This is a genomic window from Pseudomonas sp. S04 (assembly GCF_009834545.1).
GTDB lineage: Bacteria > Pseudomonadota > Gammaproteobacteria > Pseudomonadales > Pseudomonadaceae > Aquipseudomonas.
The window spans coordinates 5,171,832-5,189,002 of sequence record NZ_CP019427.1; the positions used below are offsets into that span (position 1 = coordinate 5,171,832).

Genomic DNA, 17,171 nt, shown 5'->3' on the forward strand with positions numbered 1-17,171 from the left:
TGTCCAGTGCGCAAGCGACCCTGCAATTGATCTGGCTGCGCAGCGACCTGCGCCTGCATGACAACACGGCTCTGAGCACCGCCGCCAATCGTGGCCCGAGCGTCGCGGTGTATCTGTTGAGCCCCGAGCAATGGCTGGCCCATGACGATGCCCCCTGCAAAGTGGATTTCTGGCTGCGCAACCTGCGCGAACTGAGCCAGGCGTTGAGCGCTCTGAATATCCCGCTGCTGATCCGCAGCGCCCCTGCTTGGGACGATGTACCCCGAGTGCTGGCACAGCTGTGCAGCGAACTGAACGTCGAAGCGGTTCATGCCAACGAAGAGTACGGCGTTCACGAAACCCGCCGGGATGCCGCCGTTCGCCTGGCCCTCGACACCCAAGGCATCACCCTGCATCGCTATCTGGATCAGTTGCTGTTCCAACCTGGCAGCGTCCTGACCAAGACCGGTGGCTACTTCCAGGTCTTCAGCCAGTTCCGTAAAGTCTGCTACGCCCGCCTGCACGGCGCTCTGCCACGATTGGTGACGGCACCCGGGATGCAAGCGCCGACGGGTATCGACTGCGACCCGGTCCCCGAGCAAGTGCAAGGTTTCACGCCCTCGAGCGAGCAGCTTCGCGCACTCTGGCCGGCCGGTGAGGATGAGGCGCAGCGACGCCTGGAGCACTTCACCGATGCCCAGATCAACTACTACAAGGACGAACGCGACTTACCGGCCAAACCCGGTACCAGTCAGCTTTCAGCCTATTTGGCAGCCGGGGTGATTTCGCCTCGCCAGTGCCTGCATGCGGCGTTGCAAGCCAATCAGGGCGAGTTCGAAAGCGGCAGCGTCGGCGCTGTTACCTGGATCAACGAACTGCTGTGGCGCGAGTTCTACAAACACATTCTGGTCGGCTACCCCCGTGTTTCCCGGCACCGCGCCTTTCGCCCGGAAACCGAAGCCCTGGCCTGGCGGGATGCGCCCGACGAACTGGCCGCCTGGAAGGAGGCGCGCACCGGCCTGCCGATCATCGACGCCGCCATGCGCCAGTTGCTGGAAACCGGCTGGATGCACAACCGCCTGCGGATGGTGGTGGCCATGTTCCTGACCAAGAACCTGTTGATCGATTGGCGCGAAGGCGAGCGGTTTTTCATGCGTCACCTGATCGACGGTGACCTGGCGGCCAATAACGGCGGCTGGCAATGGAGTTCGTCCACCGGGACCGACTCTGCGCCCTACTTCCGGATTTTCAATCCGATCAGTCAGTCGGAGAAATTCGACACCGAAGGCCTGTTCATCAAGCACTGGCTGCCGGAACTGGCGGGGCTGAACAAAAAAGATATCCACAACCCGGCCGCCATGGGCGGGTTGTTTGGCGTGGCGGATTATCCGCTGCCTATCGTCAACCTCGGCCAATCGCGCGAGCGCGCACTGGCAGCCTTCAAACGTCTGCCCACGCGTCTTGAGGTGAACAGTTCAGAGGGATGACGGATGGCGATACTTTGCCTAGAGTTTCCCCAGACCAACGATTCGGGATGACGGCTTGAACAGGAGCAAAGGATGATTCGGATACCCACACGACGTTATTGGTTAACCGATGCCAGCAATGGCCTGGGTGCCGCCCTGGCCGAGCATCTGCTCAAATCCGGTGCGCACCTGGCGTTGAGCGCTCGCGCCGTGGCTCCCCTCAAAGCCTTCGCCCGCCGCTACCCTGGGCAAGTACTGGTAGCCCCTGGCGACCTGACCAACAGCCAGACCGTGCGCGAGATCGGTGAGCAGATCCAGCAGGACTGGGGCGCGCTGGACACCGTCATCCTCAATGCCGGGACCTGCACGTACGTCGACGCCGCGCAGTTGGACACCAACCTGATCGAACACCTGGTGCGCTGCAACCTGCTTGCCAGCAACTATTGCATCGACGTTGCCTTGCCGCTGCTGCGCACGGGCATCGCGCCGTACCTGGTGGGCATAACCAGTTCTGCGACTTACCTGTCACTGCCGCGAAGCGAAGCCCAGGGAACGTCGAAAGCCGGCCTGCGTCACCTGTTCAAAGCGCAGCGCATCACGCTGGCCGAGGACGGCATCGAAGTCACCGTGGTCACCCCAGATTTTATCGCCAGCCCCCTTGGCGGACACGATGTCTTGCCACTGCCGTTGAGCTGGACCGCCGACAAGGCTGCCCGCTACATCATCGACAACCTCAAGTTGCGCCCGCTGGAACTGCCCCTGCCGGCGCTGTCCATGACCGCGCTGTGGCCGCTGTCGAAACGCCCCGGTGAAGGCCAACTGGCGATTGGCAAACCCATGGCCTGGAGCGCGCCACCGATCAAGGACCTACCGTAACCCCCCACGGACGGTCCCGCCTGGGCGCCCGACAAGCGAGCGTCCGTCAGTGCTTTCACACAGGCGCAGCGCACTGCCTTACACTGGCGCCCATGAATACCATCCCCCTCACCGAAATCGTCGAGCCGGCGGTCACTTGCTCGACGTGCGCGGCCTGTTGCTGCCAGCTCGAAGTGATGCTGATCACCGACACCGGCGTGCCCGAGCGCTTTATCGATACCGACGACTGGGGTGGAGAAGTCATGCTGCGCCTGGACGACGGCTGGTGCGCAGCGCTGGATCGGGACACGATGATGTGCACCATCTACGAAAAACGCCCGCTGATATGCCGGGAGTTCGAAATGGGCGCACCGGAATGCATCGAGGAACGCCTGGGGATAACTACGGCCTACAGGTGATGGCGTTCCTTCGCCAGCAAGGTCCTATAGGGCCATGGTGTAGTGCAAGGCGTAACTTTCGACGCCGTCGTTGGGACTGCTGATCCCGGCGTTGGAGTAATGGGTGGCGCGGATCCCCACCTCATGTCCACCGGCAAAACGCAGGCCGGCGCCAAAGCGGTCTTCGAACTGGAAGGCCGAGCCGAGCTTGTTGTTCTCAACTTCCGTGTGGGCAAAAACAGCCACCCCGATGCCGACTTCAAGATAGGGCCTGAGCGATTCCCCGGCGAACTCATACACCAGCACCGGCGAGAACGACAGGCTGTGGTTGCTTGTCCTCTTGTCACCATCCCAAAAGGTGTAGGCCCCGTCCCAGTAGCCGGTCAGACGCCCAACTTCGCTCTGCCACCAACTCTTGTCCCATTCAGACTGCAGCCCCAGGCGATACGTCATGGTCGAATCACTGGTTTGCCCGACTGCAAACTCGATACCCGCCGCTTGTGCGCTGTAGCCATGCCCCAACAATACGGCCGCAAGCGCAGCCAGACAGAACACTCGCTTCATAGGAAACATCCTTTTTATGCGAACGATTGTTTTAGGTTTTTTTGCGTAACAGACGCTGTAATAGAATCTCGCCCCCAAGCAGAAGTTCAGCTGAATTTCAGCGTGTCTACTGGTTGAAGCTTTGCACAACGCCACCGTTATGCCAGAGCAGCGGCAGGATATTTCTCAGGTGCTCGGGACTAGCGCTGGTCCAGAATTGCGCGGGTTGGGCAGGACCGTCCGCCAGCAGTTCACGCTCAGCGAGCAAGCGCTGGGTTTGCCGGGCAACGGCAGCGCCGGTGTCGATCAGACTGATGTCGGCGGGGAGCATTTGCGCGAGGATTGGCTTGAGGAAGGGGTAATGGGTGCAGCCGAGGATAATCGTGTCGCAGCCCTCGTCCAGCAGGGGCTGCAGGTAGCTGCCCAGCAACTGGCGCAACGCCGGGCTCTGCAAGTCACCGGCTTCGATCAACTCCACCAGGCCCGGACACGGCTGGGTGACTACCCGTACATCGGTGGCGAAGCGGTCGAGCAAGGCGGCGAACTTGGCACTCTGCAAGGTTCCGGTGGTGGCCAGCACGCCGACTACCCCGCTGCGGGTCGCCGCCGCTGCCGGCTTGACCGCTGGCTCCATGCCGACGATGGGCCACGACGGGTAGTCGCGACGCAAATCCGCCACGCCGGCCACGGTTGCCGTGTTGCACGCCACGACCATGGCCTTGGCGCCTTGGGCCTGGAGAAAATCGGCCATCACTGCGCAGCGTTGGCGAATGAACGCCGGGGACTTCTCGCCGTAGGGAATGTTGCCGCAATCGGCCACGTACAGCAGCGACTCATTGGGCAGCAGCCGGTGAATCTCCGCCAGCACCGACAGCCCGCCAACGCCGGAATCGAACACGCCGATAGGCGCCTCACGCATGTTTGGCACCACAGACGCTGCAGCTCGGATCACGCTTGACCCGCAGCTCACGGAACCGCGTGCCGAGGGCATCGATCAACAACAAGCGGCCCACCAGCGGCTCACCAAAGCCCACCAGCAGTTTCAACGCTTCCAGGGCTTGCAGGCTGCCGACCAGGCCCACCAGCGGGCCGACCACGCCGGCTTCGCTGCAGGTCAGTTCGGCCTCGCTGCCGTGCCCGTACAGGCAGTGGTAGCAGGGGCTTTCGGCGCGACGCGGGTCGAACACCGACAACTGACCTTCCAGACGAATTGCCGCGCCGCTGACCAAGGGCTTGCCCGCCGCCACGCAGGCCGCATTCACGGCTTCGCGCGTGGCAAAGTTGTCGGAACAATCGAGCACCAGATCGACCGCCGCTACTGCCGCCGCCAACGAGTCGGCGTCCAGCGCGGTGCGATGGGCAACCAGTTGGATCTCGGGGTTGATCGCGCTCAAGCGACGGAGCGCCGAATCAACCTTGCTCATGCCGACGCTGTCGGTGTCGTGGATGATCTGGCGCTGCAGGTTGGTCAGGTCGACTGTGTCGAAATCCGCCAGGTGCAATTCACCCACGCCCGCAGCCGCCAGATACAGCGCCACCGGTGCACCCAAGCCACCAAGGCCGATGATCAACGCGCGGCTTTGCTTGAGTCGCAACTGGCCGTCAATGTCGACGTGCTGCAACAGAATCTGCCGGCTATAGCGCAACAGCTCTTGATCATTCAGCACGGCAGGCGCCCCAGGCTGATCCGTTGGTGACCGCCGAGGTCCACGCGGCTGTGGACCTCTACGAAATCCTGGGCCAGCAGTAAATCACGCACGGCTGCCGCCTGATCGTATCCATGTTCGAGCATCAACCAGCCACCGGCATCGAGGTGTTGCGGCGCCTGGGCGATAATCACCCGCAAATCATCCAGGCCATCGGTCCCGGCCACCAGCGCGCTGGCCGGTTCGAAGCGCACGTCACCGGCAATCAGGTGCGGGTCGGCGGCAGCAATGTACGGTGGGTTGCTGATGATCAGGCTGTAGCGATGGTCCTTGAGGGCATCGAACCAGTGACTGCTGAGCACTGTGACGTTATGCAGATGCAGGCGCTGGCGATTGCGCTCGGCCAGGGCCACCGCCTCCAGCACGCGGTCCACCGCCGTCACCTGCCAGGCCGGACGCTCGCTGGCCAGCGCCAGGGCGATCGCCCCGCTACCGGTACCCAGGTCGAGCACCTTGGCCGGTGTCGCCGGCAACAGTTCAAGGGCGGCTTCCACCAGTAACTCGGTGTCCGGACGTGGGATCAGCGTATGCGGTGCGACCTCCAGGTCCAGCTTCCAGAAGCCCTGTTGCCCGAGGATATAAGCCACTGGCTCACCGCCGCGACGACGCTGCAGGTAGTGGGCAAAGGTCAGTGCGGCATCACTGGGCACGATGCGCTCGGGCCAGGTGTGCAGGAAGCTGCGGGATTTGCCCAAGGCAGCGGCCAGCAGCAGTTCGGCATCCAGGCGCGCGGTAGGCGAGTCAGGCAGGTCGGCTGCGCGCAACAAACTGGCAATGATGGTCATTTATTCACCTATCGCCGCCAGTTGGTCCGCCTGGTACTCGGCCAGCAGTGGCTCGATCACGGCATCAACGCCACCGGCGAGGATTTCATCGAGGGAGTACAGGGTCAGGTTGACCCGGTGGTCGGTGACTCGACCCTGGGCGAAGTTGTAGGTGCGGATCCGCTCGGAGCGATCACCCGACCCCACCAGCAGTTTGCGCTCGCTGGCGATGGCATTGGCCGCCGCGCTGGTCTGCTGGTCGTTCAACTTGGCCGACAACCAGGACATCGCCCGCGCCCGGTTCTTGTGCTGCGAACGCTCTTCCTGGCATTCGACCACGATGCCGGATGGCAAGTGGGTGATACGAATCGCCGAGTCGGTCTTGTTCACGTGCTGACCGCCCGCACCAGAGGAGCGGTAGGTGTCGACCCGCAAATCCGCCGGGTTGATCTCGATCGCTTCCTGCTCGTCCGGCTCCGGCAACACCGCCACGGTGCAAGCCGAGGTGTGGATCCGGCCCTGGGATTCGGTGGCCGGGACCCGTTGCACGCGATGCACACCGGATTCGAACTTCAGCTTGCCATAGACATTGTCGCCTTCGACCCGGGCGATGACTTCTTTATAGCCACCGTGCTCACCGATGTTCTCCGACAGGATCTCGACCCGCCAGCCACGCCGTTCGGCATAACGCGAATACATGCGGAACAGGTCGCCGGAAAAAATCGCCGCCTCGTCGCCACCGGTGCCGGCACGAATCTCGAGGAACACGTTGCGCCCGTCATTCGGGTCCTTGGGCAGCAGCATGCGTTGCAGGCTGGCTTCCAGTTCGAGCAGTTGCTCCTTGGCTTCGCGGACTTCTTCCACGGCCATTTCGCGCATGTCCGGGTCGCTGTCCTTGAGCAGGGCCTGGGCCCCTTCGAGGTCGCCCTGAACCTTGAGCAACTGTTTATAGGTGGCGACAATCGGCTCGACTTCCGCGTATTCCTTGGAATAGGTGCGGAACTTGTTCTGATCGGAAATGACTTCGCCATCGCCAAGCAAGGCGGTCAGTTCCTCGAAACGGTCCTGGAGGATGTCCAGCTTATTGAGCAGTGACGCTTTCATTGCGGTTTTTTATCCGAAGAGCTATCCGACGCGCCCTCACCGAGGGCAAAGAGTTCCTGGGCCATGGCCAGCGCATCGAGGCGGCCTTCGGCAGTCAGCTTTTTCAACTGCACGCTGGGCGCGTGCAGCAGTTTGTTGGTCAGGCCACGAGCCAGTTGCACCAGCACGTCCTCGGCGCTGCTGCCATTGGCGAGCAGGCGCTGGGCCTTTTGCAATTCTTCATCACGCAGGCGTTCGCTCTGTTGACGATAGGCCTTGAGCACATCGACCGCAGCCAGTTCGCGCAGGCGCACCATGAAGTCGTCGGCGCCGATTGCCACCATCTCTTCCGCTGCCTGGGCTGCACCCTGGCGACTCTTGAGGTTTTCGGCGACCACTTCGTGCAGATCGTCGACGCTGTACAGGTAGACGTCGTCCAACTCACCCACTTCCGGCTCGATATCTCGCGGTACGGCAATATCGACCATGAATATCGGCTTGTGCTTGCGCAGTTTCAAGGCGCTTTCCACGGCGCCCTTGCCCAGGATCGGCAACTGGCTGGCGGTGGAGCTGATCACGATATCGCTGCGCACCAGTTCCGCCGGGATGTCCGAGAGCAACACCGCGTGGGCGCCGAACTGTTCAGCCAACAGGCTCGCGCGCTCCAGGGTTCGGTTGGCGACCACGATGCGCTTGACCCCCAGTTCGTGCAAATGGCGGGCGACCAGGGTGATGGTCTCGCCGGCGCCGATCAGCAACGCCTGGCTGCGTTGCAGATCACTGAAAATCTGTTTGGCCAGGCTGACGGCGGCAAACGCCACCGACACCGGGTTCTCGCCGATGGCCGTGTCGGTGCGCACCTGCTTGGCGGCATTGAACGTCGCCTGGAACAACCGCCCGAGCAATGGGCCGATGGTGCCGGCCTCACGCGCCACGGCGTAGGCCGATTTCATCTGGCCGAGGATCTGCGGCTCACCCAGGACCAGCGAGTCGAGCCCGGAGGCGACCCGCATCATGTGACGAACTGCCGCATCATCTTCGTGCACATAAGCACTCGCGCGCAGCTCTTCGAGGCTCAAATGGTGATAATCGGCCAGCCAACGCAGCACGGTATCGGCACTCAGTTGATCCTGTTCTATATAGAGTTCGCTGCGATTGCAGGTGGAGAGGATCGCAGCTTCGCGGCTGTCGGTGAGTCGGCAGAGCTGCTGCAAGGCCTCAACCAGCTGCTCCGGAGTAAAGGCCACGCGCTCGCGGACGTCTACGGAAGCAGTCTTGTGGTTAATACCGAGTGCAAGGAAGGCCATTCAAGATCGCTGATGATGTCGAGAAGCCGACAATTGTCCTACTTCGCCAGACCGAGAACAACCACCGTTAACTATTGTCCTACTACCTTGTGCCTTTATAGGTGCATGAAGGAGCGAGGTTGCTCGCGAAAAACTCAAGGCATCGCGCTATTTCAGGGTGCCCGCGTCAGCGTTGACAACCATCGCGAGCAAGCCGCAAGCGGGCGCCCGCTCCTACATAAAGAGATAAAGAGCGCCCCGGTTATGTTTGGCCGAAGGCTTGTGTCATGATGATCCGACCGCAGGTTAGTCGTCCTCTTCCTATATGAATAGATCTTCCGCGTTGCTCCTCGCTTTTGTCTTCCTCAGCGGCTGCCAGGCCTTAGCGCCCGTTTCGACGGACGGTACGCCGCCGGTCGCAGGCAGCACAGCAGCCCCTGAAAAGCCCAAGGTTTACAGCTCCTTCAGCGAAGAGACGATCTTCAGCCTGCTGAGTGCCGAACTGGCTGGCCAGCGCAATCGTTACGACATTGCCCTGGACAACTACGTGACCCAGGCCATCAACACCCAGGACCCGGGCATTTCCGAGCGGGCATTTCGCATTGCCGAATACCTGGGAGCTGACCAGGCGGCACTCGATAGCGCACTGATCTGGGCCAGAAATGCCCCAGAGGACCTCGAGGCACAACGCGCCGCCGCCATCCAGCTGGCGCGCAGCGGCCGTTATGACGACTCCATGGTCTACATGGAGAAAGTCCTGCAGGGCAAGGGTGATACCCATTTCGACTTTCTCGCCCTGTCGGCCGCCGACACCGACCAGGACACCCGCGACGGCCTGATGAACAGTTTCGACCGTTTATTGCAGCGCCACCCGAACAACGGCCAACTGATTTTCGGCAAGGCCCTGCTGCTGCAACAGAATGGCGACTCCCAAGGGGCGCTGAGCCTGCTGGAGAAAAATCCGCCGGAAGCTGGCGAAGTGGCGCCGATCCTGCTGCGTGCGCGCTTGCTGCAGAGCCTCAACCGGGGCGATGAAGCACTGCCGCTGATGGAAAAAAGCATCCGCCAGTACCCGGACGACAAGCGCCTGCGCCTGACCTATGCCCGCCTGCTGGTGGAACAGGACCGCATGGATGACGCCAAGACCGAGTTTTCCAGCCTGGTCCAGCAGTACCCGGATGACGATGAGCTGCGCTACTCCCTAGCCCTGGTATGCCTGGAAGCCAAGGCCTGGGACGAGGCCAAGGGTTACCTGGAAGACCTGATTGCCCGGGACAGCCACGTCGACTCCGCGCACCTGAACCTGGGGCGCATTGCCGAAGAGCGCGGCGACCCCCAAGGTGCCTTGATCGAGTATGCCCAGGTCACGCCAGGCAGCGAGTACCTGCCAGCCCAATTGCGCCAGGCCGACATCCTCATGGAAAACGGCCGTAGCGTCGAAGCCCAGAGCCGCCTGGCCAAGGAACGTGACGAGCAGCCGGACTACGCGATCCAGCTGTACCTGATCGAAGTCGAGACCCTGGCTGCAAACAAGCACGAAGACCGCGCCTGGAGCGTGCTCGATAAAGCCTTGAAGCAGTACCCGGACGATCTCAACCTGCTCTACACCCGCGCCATGCAGGCGGAAAAACGCAACGACCTGGCGCAGATGGAGCGTGACCTGCGGCAAATCATCAAGCGCGACCCGGATAACGCCATGGCATTGAACGCCCTGGGTTATACCCTGTCCGACCGTACGACCCGCTACGCCGAAGCCAAGACGTTGATCGAACAGGCGCACCAGTTGAGCCCGGAAGATCCCGCCGTCCTCGACAGCCTCGGCTGGGTCAATTTCCGCCTGGGCAACCTCGACGAAGCCGAGCGGTATCTGCGCCAGGCCCTGGAGCGTTTTCCCGACCAGGAAGTCGCCGCGCATCTGGGTGAAGTCCTGTGGGCCAAGGGCAAACAGCGAGAAGCCAAACAAATCTGGGCCAAATTCCTCAAGGAACAGCCTGACAGCCCTATCCTGCGCAGCACCATCAAGCGCCTGACCGGATCCGAGACTCTTTAAAATCATGTTTTTGCGCCACATCATCGTTTTCAGCTTCATCGCCCTGCTCGCCGGCTGCGCCGGCTTTGGCGCCCGTGAATCGGTCGAGGGCCACGGCGACCCCGCGTCATGGCGCGAGCACAAACTGCAATTGACGGCCCTCGATGGCTGGCAGATCGACGGCAAGATCGGCATTCGCGCCCCGAAAGACTCAGGCAGCGGCACCCTGTTCTGGCTGCAGCGCCAGGACTACTACGACATTCGCCTGTCCGGCCCGCTGGGTCGTGGGGCCGCACGCCTGACCGGCCGCCCCGGCGACGTCAGTCTGGAAGTGGCCAACCAAGGCCGCTACAGCGCCGCGAGCCCGGAAACCCTGCTCGAAGAACAGATGGGCTGGAAACTGCCGGTCTCCAACCTGGCCTGGTGGGTCCGCGGACTGCCGGCACCGAGCAGCAAGAGCCGCCTGACCCTGGATGCCGACAGTCGCCTGGCCAGTCTTGAGCAGGACGGCTGGCAGGTGCAATACAGTGCCTATACCCAGCAAAACGGCTACTGGCTGCCCGAGCGCATCAAGCTGCACGGCACCAACCTTGATGTCACGCTGGTGATCAAGGCCTGGCAACCGCGCAAATTGGGGCAGTGACATGCCTGCCACTCGCCTGACATTACCTTCGCCAGCAAAACTCAACTTGATGCTGCACATTCTTGGGCGCCGCGAAGACGGCTACCACGAACTGCAGACGCTGTTTCAGTTTCTCGACTACGGCGATGAAATCACCTTTGCCGTACGCGAAGACGGCATCATCCAGTTGCACACCGAATTCGAAGGCGTACCCCACGACAGCAACCTGATCGTGAAGGCCGCGAAAAAACTCCAGGCGCAATCCGGATCGGCACTGGGCATTGATATCTGGATCGACAAAGTCCTGCCCATGGGCGGCGGAATCGGTGGCGGCAGTTCAAATGCGGCCACCACCCTGCTGGGTCTCAACCACCTCTGGCAACTGGGCTGGGATGAAGATCGCCTGGCCGCGCTCGGCCTGACACTGGGCGCGGACGTTCCGGTTTTTGTGCGCGGACATGCAGCGTTTGCCGAGGGTGTGGGGGAGAAACTGACCCCCGTAGAACCCGAAGAACCCTGGTATCTCGTACTGGTACCGCAAGTATCTGTAAGTACAGCAGAAATTTTTTCCGATCGGTTGTTGACACGTAACTCGTCTGCCATTAAAGTGCGCCCCGTTCCCAAGGGAAACAGTCGAAATGACTGCTTACCGGTGGTAGCAAGGCGTTATCCAGAGGTACGTAACGCTTTGAATTTGTTAGGTAAATTTACCGAAGCAAAACTCACCGGAACTGGAAGTTGTGTGTTTGGGGGCTTCCCAAGCAAAGCTGAAGCTGATAAAGTCTCGGCCCTTCTTACAGAGACCCTTACAGGGTTTGTAGCAAAGGGAAGCAACATTTCGATGTTGCATCGCAAGCTGCAAAGTCTGCTCTAAAGGAATCGATTACTGGGTAATCGTTGCAACAGATACAGGGGCGTCGCCAAGCGGTAAGGCAGCAGGTTTTGATCCTGCCATGCGTTGGTTCGAATCCAGCCGCCCCTGCCATTTTCCTATTCTCATCCAGGTTACCCTCAGCCTTCAGGTACTGCGCGTGTCCAAGATGATGGTCTTTACGGGGAACGCTAACCCCGATCTGGCTCGGCGTGTCGTACGTCAGCTGCATATCCCTCTCGGTGACATCTCTGTCGGTAAGTTTTCCGACGGCGAGATTACAGCCGAGATCAATGAAAATGTCCGCGGTAAAGACGTCTTCATTATTCAGCCGACTTGCGCTCCGACCAACGATAATCTGATGGAACTGGTAGTGATGGCCGACGCCTTCCGCCGCTCCTCAGCCACTCGAATCACTGCGGTGATCCCCTACTTTGGTTATGCCCGTCAGGATCGCCGTCCGCGTTCCGCACGTGTAGCTATCAGCGCGAAAGTTGTTGCTGACATGCTTACCGTAGTCGGCATCGATCGTGTTCTCACGGTTGATTTGCATGCTGACCAGATCCAGGGCTTCTTCGATATTCCGGTAGATAACATCTACGGCTCCCCTGTATTGGTGGATGACATCGAAGACCAACGCTTCGAAAACTTGATGATCGTGTCCCCGGACATTGGCGGCGTCGTGCGTGCACGTGCCGTTGCCAAATCCCTGGGCGTGGATCTCGGGATTATCGACAAGCGCCGTGAGAAAGCTAATCACTCTGAAGTGATGCATATCATCGGTGATGTCGAAGGGCGTACCTGCATCCTGGTTGACGACATGGTCGATACCGCCGGCACCCTGTGCCACGCGGCTAAAGCCTTGAAAGAGCATGGCGCTGCCAAAGTCTTTGCCTACTGCACACACCCTGTGCTGTCGGGTCGGGCTATCGAGAACATTGAAAATTCCGTGCTGGACGAGCTGGTGGTGACCAACACCATCCCGCTGTCCGCTGCAGCACAAGCCTGTGCACGTATCCGTCAACTGGATATCGCACCGGTTGTTGCCGAAGCGGTTCGCCGCATCAGCAATGAAGAATCGATCAGCGCGATGTTCCGTTAAGGGCCCTGCCCTTCGGACTTCTCGATGACGAAAAGCGCCCCGCCCCGGCATACCTGTCGGGGCGGGGCTTTTTTGCCCATATCGCCTTTAGCGCTGGTCGCAAACGCTGGGGCGAATGTGGTTATTTTGGAGATACAACATGAACGATTTTACTCTGAATGCTGAAGCGCGTTCCGACCTGGGGAAAGGTGCGAGCCGCCGCCTGCGTCGTCTCGCAAGCCTGGTTCCAGCTGTAGTTTACGGTGGCGAAAAAGCCCCTGAATCCATCAGCATGCTGGCCAAAGAAGTTGCCAAACTGCTCGAAAACGAAGCGGCCTACAGCCACATCATCGAGCTGAACGTTGGCGGCACCAAGCAAAACGTAATCATCAAAGCTCTGCAACGTCACCCGGCCAAAGGCCACGTGATGCACGCTGACTTCGTACGCGTTGTTGCTGGTCAGAAACTGACCGCTATCGTTCCTGTGCACTTCATCAACGAAGCTGCTCCAGTGAAGAAAGGCGGCGAGATCTCGCACGTTGTTGCAGAAATCGAAGTTTCCTGCCTGCCAAAAGACCTGCCTGAATTCATCGAAGTTGACCTGGCTAACGCCGAAGTCGGCTCGATCATTCACCTGTCCGACATCAGCGCTCCTAAAGGCGTTGAATTTGTTGCTCTGGCTCACGGTAACGACCTGGCTGTTGCCAACGTTCACGCTCCACGTGTTGCTCCAGAAGCTGCAGAAGGCGCTGCAGAGTAATTTACTCTGTACGCCGGAGTGACCGAGTAACATCGCGGGCTGGAACGTAGCGAGAAAGCGGGCGGAACGCGGAGTTTACATCATGGTAAATGAGCACTTTTCGTCCACTTTCGCCGCACATCTCCATGGCTGCGATGTTACTAACCACTCCAAGGAAGGGCCCCTGACGTGACTGCCATAAAACTGATCGTTGGCCTGGGAAATCCAGGCGCCGAATACGAACAGACCCGGCATAACGCAGGGGCCCTTTTTGTTGAGCGCATCGCGCACGCGCAAGGGGTCAACCTTGTCGCCGATCGCAAATATTTCGGCCTGACCGGGCGCTACTCGCACCAGGGTCAGGATGTTCGCCTGCTGATTCCCACCACGTACATGAACCGCAGCGGCCAGGCCGTAGCGGCCCTTGCAGGTTTCTTCCGCATCAAGCCTGAAGAAATTCTCGTGGCGCATGACGAACTCGACCTGCCTCCCGGCGTTGCCAAGCTCAAGCAAGGCGGCGGCCATGGCGGTCACAACGGGTTGCGCGACATCATCGCGCAACTGGGCAATCAGAATACGTTCTACCGCCTGCGGCTTGGCATTGGCCACCCGGGCGTCGCCAGTATGGTTTCAAATTTCGTCCTGGGTCGTGCGCCACGCGCCGAACAGGAAAAACTCGATGCCAGCATCGACTTTGCCCTCGGCGTGCTGCCGGATATCCTCGCCGGAGAATGGAACCGCGCGATGAAAAACCTGCACAGCCAGAAGGCCTGACTTTTACCCGAGGGGAAACACCATGGGATTCAATTGCGGCATCGTCGGCCTGCCTAACGTCGGCAAGTCCACCCTGTTCAACGCCCTGACCAAGTCCGGTATCGCGGCCGAGAACTTCCCCTTCTGCACCATCGAGCCGAACAGCGGTATCGTGCCGATGCCGGATCCACGCCTGGACGCCCTGGCGGCCATCGTCAATCCAAAGCGCATCCTGCCGACCACCATGGAATTCGTCGACATCGCTGGCCTGGTAGCCGGCGCTTCGAAAGGTGAAGGCCTGGGCAACAAGTTCCTGGCCAACATCCGCGAAACCGATGCTATCGCCCACGTGGTCCGCTGCTTTGAAGACGACAACGTGATTCACGTCTCCAACAGCGTCGACCCGAAACGCGACATCGAGATCATCGACCTGGAACTGATCTTCGCCGACCTCGACAGTTGCGAGAAGCAATTGCAGAAAGTCGCGCGCAACGCCAAGGGTGGTGACAAGGACGCCGTGGTCCAGAAGGGTCTGCTGGAGCAACTGATCGCCCACTTCACCGAAGGCAAACCGGCGCGCAGCCTGATGAAGAACATGAGCACCGACGAAAAAGCGGTGATCAAGGGCTTCCACCTGCTGACCACCAAGCCAGTGATGTACATCGCCAACGTCGCCGAAGACGGCTTCGAGAACAACCCGTTGCTCGACGTGGTGATGGCCATCGCCGAAGAAGAAGGCGCCATCGTTGTCCCGGTGTGCAACAAGATCGAAGCGGAAATCGCCGAGCTCGATGACGGCGAAGAGAAAGACATGTTCCTCGAGGCCCTCGGCCTGGAAGAGCCTGGCCTGAACCGTGTGATCCGTGCCGGCTACGAGATGCTGCACCTGCAGACCTACTTCACCGCCGGTGTCGAAGAAGTCCGCGCCTGGACCGTACGCGTCGGCGCCACCGCCCCGCAAGCTGCTGGTGTGATCCACACCGACTTCGAAAAAGGCTTCATCCGCGCCGAAGTCATCGCCTACAACGACTTCATCCAGTTCAAGGGTGAAGCCGGTGCCAAGGAAGCCGGTAAATGGCGCCTGGAAGGCAAGGACTACATCGTCAAAGACGGCGACGTGATGCACTTCCGCTTCAACGTGTAAGCCACACGCCAAAGCAAAAAGCCGCGTTTGATACGCGGCTTTTTTGTGCCTGTTTTTTTTGCCACACCACACTCCCCTATGGGAGCGAATCGGACGGCGCAGTGAACCAGGCCTGCCGCGTCACCGTTGGCGACCATCGCGAGCAAGCTCGCTCCCACAGGGATTCGGAGTGCTCGCAGGTCCCGCATGCAGCCACAAACCTGTGTAGGAGCGAGCTTGCTCGCGATGGTGGCGGATCGGGCACCATCGATGCTGAATGTTCAGCCTCCGTGGCGCCCACAGGAATATTTTTCGGCTCAGGCCTTTTTGGTGCGCGGCAGGAAGATCGCCAACACCCCGAGCAGCGGCAGGAACGAGCACAGGTAATACACGTACTCGATGCCGTGGATGTCCGCCAGGTAGCCCAGCAGCGCCGCACCAATCCCGCCAAAACCGAACATCAGGCCGAAGAACACCCCGGCGATCATTCCGACATTGCCCGGCACCAATTCCTGCGCATAGACCACGATGGCGGAGAAGGCCGAGGCCAGGATGAAGCCGATCACCACGCTGAGGACGCTGGTCCAGAACAGGTCGACATGGGGCAGCAGCAAGGTGAACGGCGCCACACCCAGGATCGAGAACCAGATCACCGCCTTACGGCCGATCTTGTCGCCGATCGGCCCACCGAAAAAGGTCCCCGCCGCCACCGCGCCGAGAAACAGGAACAGGTGCAACTGGGAGCTGGCCACCGACAGGTCGAACTTCTCGATGAGGTAGAAGGTGAAGTAGCTGGTCAGGCTGGACATGTAGAAGTACTTGGAGAACACCAGCAGGCCAAGCACCACCAGCGCACTGAGTACCCTGCCCTTCGACAGCCCGTGGGTCGCCGCCTGGCCCTGCTTGAGCTTGAACAGGCTCAAGTGGTTGGCGTACCAGCGGCTGATGCGGTACAGCACCAGCAGGGCGAACACGGCGAACAGACCGAACCAGGCCACATTGCCCTGGCCGAACGGAATGATGATTGCAGCGGCCAGCAAGGGGCCGAATGCCGAGCCGGCGTTACCGCCCACCTGGAAGGTCGACTGCGCCAGGCCAAAGCGTCCACCAGAGGCCAGCCGTGCCACTCGCGAGGCTTCCGGGTGAAAGGTCGAGGAGCCGATACCGATCAACCCCGCCGCCAGCAGGATCAAGGGGAAGCTGCCGACCTGGGACATCATCAGGATGCCGATCAGGGTGCAGATCATGCCCAGCGGCAGCAGATAAGGCTTGGGGTGACGGTCAGTGTAGTAGCCGACCCAGGGCTGGAGCAGCGAGGCAGTGAGCTGGAAGGTCAAGGTGATCAGGCCGACTTGAGTGAACGTCAGCCCGTAGTTCTCCTTGAGCATCGGATAGATCGACGGCAGCACCGCCTGGATCAGGTCGTTGATCAAATGCGCCAGCGCCACCGCGCCGATGATGCGCATGACCAAGGGGCTACTTTGCGCCGCAGGGGCGGCCACTTGAGGATTACTGGTTGCCATGAAAGTTTCCAAACAGCAGATGGGTGCGCAAGTGCAGGTGCGCCAATGTGCCATTTTTCAGTGCGGCAACGCCATCCCCTTAGCCTGCTAACGACTTGAAACAATCCACCTATAGGATGATTTGCCCGGGAGCGAAGCAGAAAAACCGGGGTTTTTCCGCGGCCGGAGGATAAGCGGTTGAAAGCGTAGAGAAATATTTTAGATTTATGCTTGACACATCGTCGTTCCAAGCCAATAATGCGCGCCACTTGGCTACATAGCTCAGTTGGTTAGAGCATAGCATTCATAATGCTGGGGTCCGGGGTTCAAGTCCCTGTGTAGCCACCAAGTACTAAAAACGGCTTACCGCA

At 60.5% G+C, this 17,171-nt stretch carries 17 protein-coding genes and 2 tRNA genes; 12 read left to right on the top strand and 7 right to left on the bottom strand.

Annotated elements, in window-relative coordinates; translation table 11 throughout:
* Positions 1–20 precede the first annotated feature (20 nt).
* The 3 genes from phrB (at position 21) to PspS04_RS23040 (ending at position 2,719) form a co-directional block, all read left to right on the top strand.
* A complete protein-coding gene (phrB, locus tag PspS04_RS23030; protein ID WP_159998920.1) occupies positions 21–1,466 on the top strand; it encodes a deoxyribodipyrimidine photo-lyase in 1,446 nt (481 codons plus the stop codon).
* A gap of 72 nt (positions 1,467–1,538) precedes the next feature.
* Positions 1,539–2,321, top strand: coding sequence for an SDR family NAD(P)-dependent oxidoreductase (locus tag PspS04_RS23035; RefSeq protein WP_159997947.1), 783 nt, complete (start codon positions 1,539–1,541; stop codon positions 2,319–2,321).
* Positions 2,322–2,413: 92 nt separating this feature from the next.
* The gene (locus tag PspS04_RS23040) at positions 2,414–2,719 is read left to right on the top strand and encodes a YkgJ family cysteine cluster protein (RefSeq protein ID WP_159997949.1); all 306 of its coding nucleotides are present in this window, start codon (positions 2,414–2,416) and stop codon (positions 2,717–2,719) included.
* Positions 2,720–2,743: 24 nt separating this feature from the next.
* Here the strand turns inward: PspS04_RS23040 and PspS04_RS23045 are convergent, their stop codons facing one another.
* The 6 genes from PspS04_RS23045 to hemA all read right to left on the bottom strand — a co-directional run bounded on the left by PspS04_RS23045 (position 2,744) and on the right by hemA (position 8,101).
* The gene (locus PspS04_RS23045) at positions 2,744–3,262 is read right to left on the bottom strand and encodes an acyloxyacyl hydrolase (protein WP_159997951.1); all 519 of its coding nucleotides are present in this window, start codon (positions 3,260–3,262) and stop codon (positions 2,744–2,746) included.
* Positions 3,263–3,368: 106 nt separating this feature from the next.
* Positions 3,369–4,160, bottom strand: coding sequence for a glutamate racemase (murI, locus tag PspS04_RS23050; RefSeq protein ID WP_095169002.1), 792 nt, complete (start codon positions 4,158–4,160; stop codon positions 3,369–3,371).
* Complete coding sequence (locus PspS04_RS23055; protein ID WP_159997953.1) at positions 4,153–4,908, bottom strand: molybdopterin-synthase adenylyltransferase MoeB; 756 nt, start codon at positions 4,906–4,908, stop codon at positions 4,153–4,155. The genes murI and PspS04_RS23055 overlap by 8 nt, the downstream gene beginning before the upstream one ends.
* Positions 4,902–5,732: a peptide chain release factor N(5)-glutamine methyltransferase gene (gene prmC, locus PspS04_RS23060; RefSeq protein WP_159997955.1), complete on the bottom strand. Its 831-nt coding sequence runs from the start codon at positions 5,730–5,732 to the stop codon at positions 4,902–4,904. Before prmC ends, PspS04_RS23055 begins: the two co-directional genes overlap by 7 nt.
* Entirely contained in the window at positions 5,733–6,815 is a 1,083-nt protein-coding gene (gene prfA / locus PspS04_RS23065; protein ID WP_095169005.1) for a peptide chain release factor 1, read from the bottom strand.
* Complete coding sequence (gene hemA, locus PspS04_RS23070) at positions 6,812–8,101, bottom strand: glutamyl-tRNA reductase (RefSeq protein ID WP_095169006.1); 1,290 nt, start codon at positions 8,099–8,101, stop codon at positions 6,812–6,814. Before hemA ends, prfA begins: the two co-directional genes overlap by 4 nt.
* 304 nt (positions 8,102–8,405) lie before the next feature.
* Between hemA and PspS04_RS23075 the strand changes: the two genes are divergently transcribed.
* The 8 genes from PspS04_RS23075 (at position 8,406) to ychF (ending at position 15,319) form a co-directional block, all read left to right on the top strand.
* Positions 8,406–10,130, top strand: a complete 1,725-nt coding sequence (locus PspS04_RS23075; RefSeq protein WP_095169007.1) for a tetratricopeptide repeat protein — start codon at positions 8,406–8,408, stop codon at positions 10,128–10,130.
* 4 nt (positions 10,131–10,134) lie between these two features.
* The gene (gene lolB / locus PspS04_RS23080; protein WP_095169008.1) at positions 10,135–10,752 is read left to right on the top strand and encodes a lipoprotein insertase outer membrane protein LolB; all 618 of its coding nucleotides are present in this window, start codon (positions 10,135–10,137) and stop codon (positions 10,750–10,752) included.
* Between the two features lies 1 nt (position 10,753).
* Positions 10,754–11,605: a 4-(cytidine 5'-diphospho)-2-C-methyl-D-erythritol kinase gene (gene ispE, locus PspS04_RS23085; protein WP_159997957.1), complete on the top strand. Its 852-nt coding sequence runs from the start codon at positions 10,754–10,756 to the stop codon at positions 11,603–11,605.
* Between the two features lie 36 nt (positions 11,606–11,641).
* Positions 11,642–11,716, top strand: a tRNA-Gln gene (locus tag PspS04_RS23090).
* Between the two features lie 46 nt (positions 11,717–11,762).
* The gene (locus PspS04_RS23095) at positions 11,763–12,704 is read left to right on the top strand and encodes a ribose-phosphate pyrophosphokinase (protein WP_003171603.1); all 942 of its coding nucleotides are present in this window, start codon (positions 11,763–11,765) and stop codon (positions 12,702–12,704) included.
* Positions 12,705–12,843: 139 nt separating this feature from the next.
* Entirely contained in the window at positions 12,844–13,443 is a 600-nt protein-coding gene (locus tag PspS04_RS23100; protein ID WP_095169010.1) for a 50S ribosomal protein L25/general stress protein Ctc, read from the top strand.
* A 168-nt stretch (positions 13,444–13,611) separates the two neighbouring features.
* A complete protein-coding gene (gene pth / locus PspS04_RS23105) occupies positions 13,612–14,196 on the top strand; it encodes an aminoacyl-tRNA hydrolase (protein ID WP_095169011.1) in 585 nt (194 codons plus the stop codon).
* Between the two features lie 22 nt (positions 14,197–14,218).
* Positions 14,219–15,319, top strand: a complete 1,101-nt coding sequence (gene ychF / locus PspS04_RS23110; protein WP_095169012.1) for a redox-regulated ATPase YchF — start codon at positions 14,219–14,221, stop codon at positions 15,317–15,319.
* Between the two features lie 296 nt (positions 15,320–15,615).
* Here the strand turns inward: ychF and PspS04_RS23115 are convergent, their stop codons facing one another.
* The gene (locus PspS04_RS23115) at positions 15,616–16,821 is read right to left on the bottom strand and encodes an MFS transporter (RefSeq protein ID WP_095169016.1); all 1,206 of its coding nucleotides are present in this window, start codon (positions 16,819–16,821) and stop codon (positions 15,616–15,618) included.
* A 250-nt stretch (positions 16,822–17,071) separates the two neighbouring features.
* Between PspS04_RS23115 and PspS04_RS23120 the strand changes: the two genes are divergently transcribed.
* Positions 17,072–17,148 (top strand) — tRNA-Met (locus PspS04_RS23120).
* The last annotated feature ends 23 nt before the right edge of the window (positions 17,149–17,171 follow it).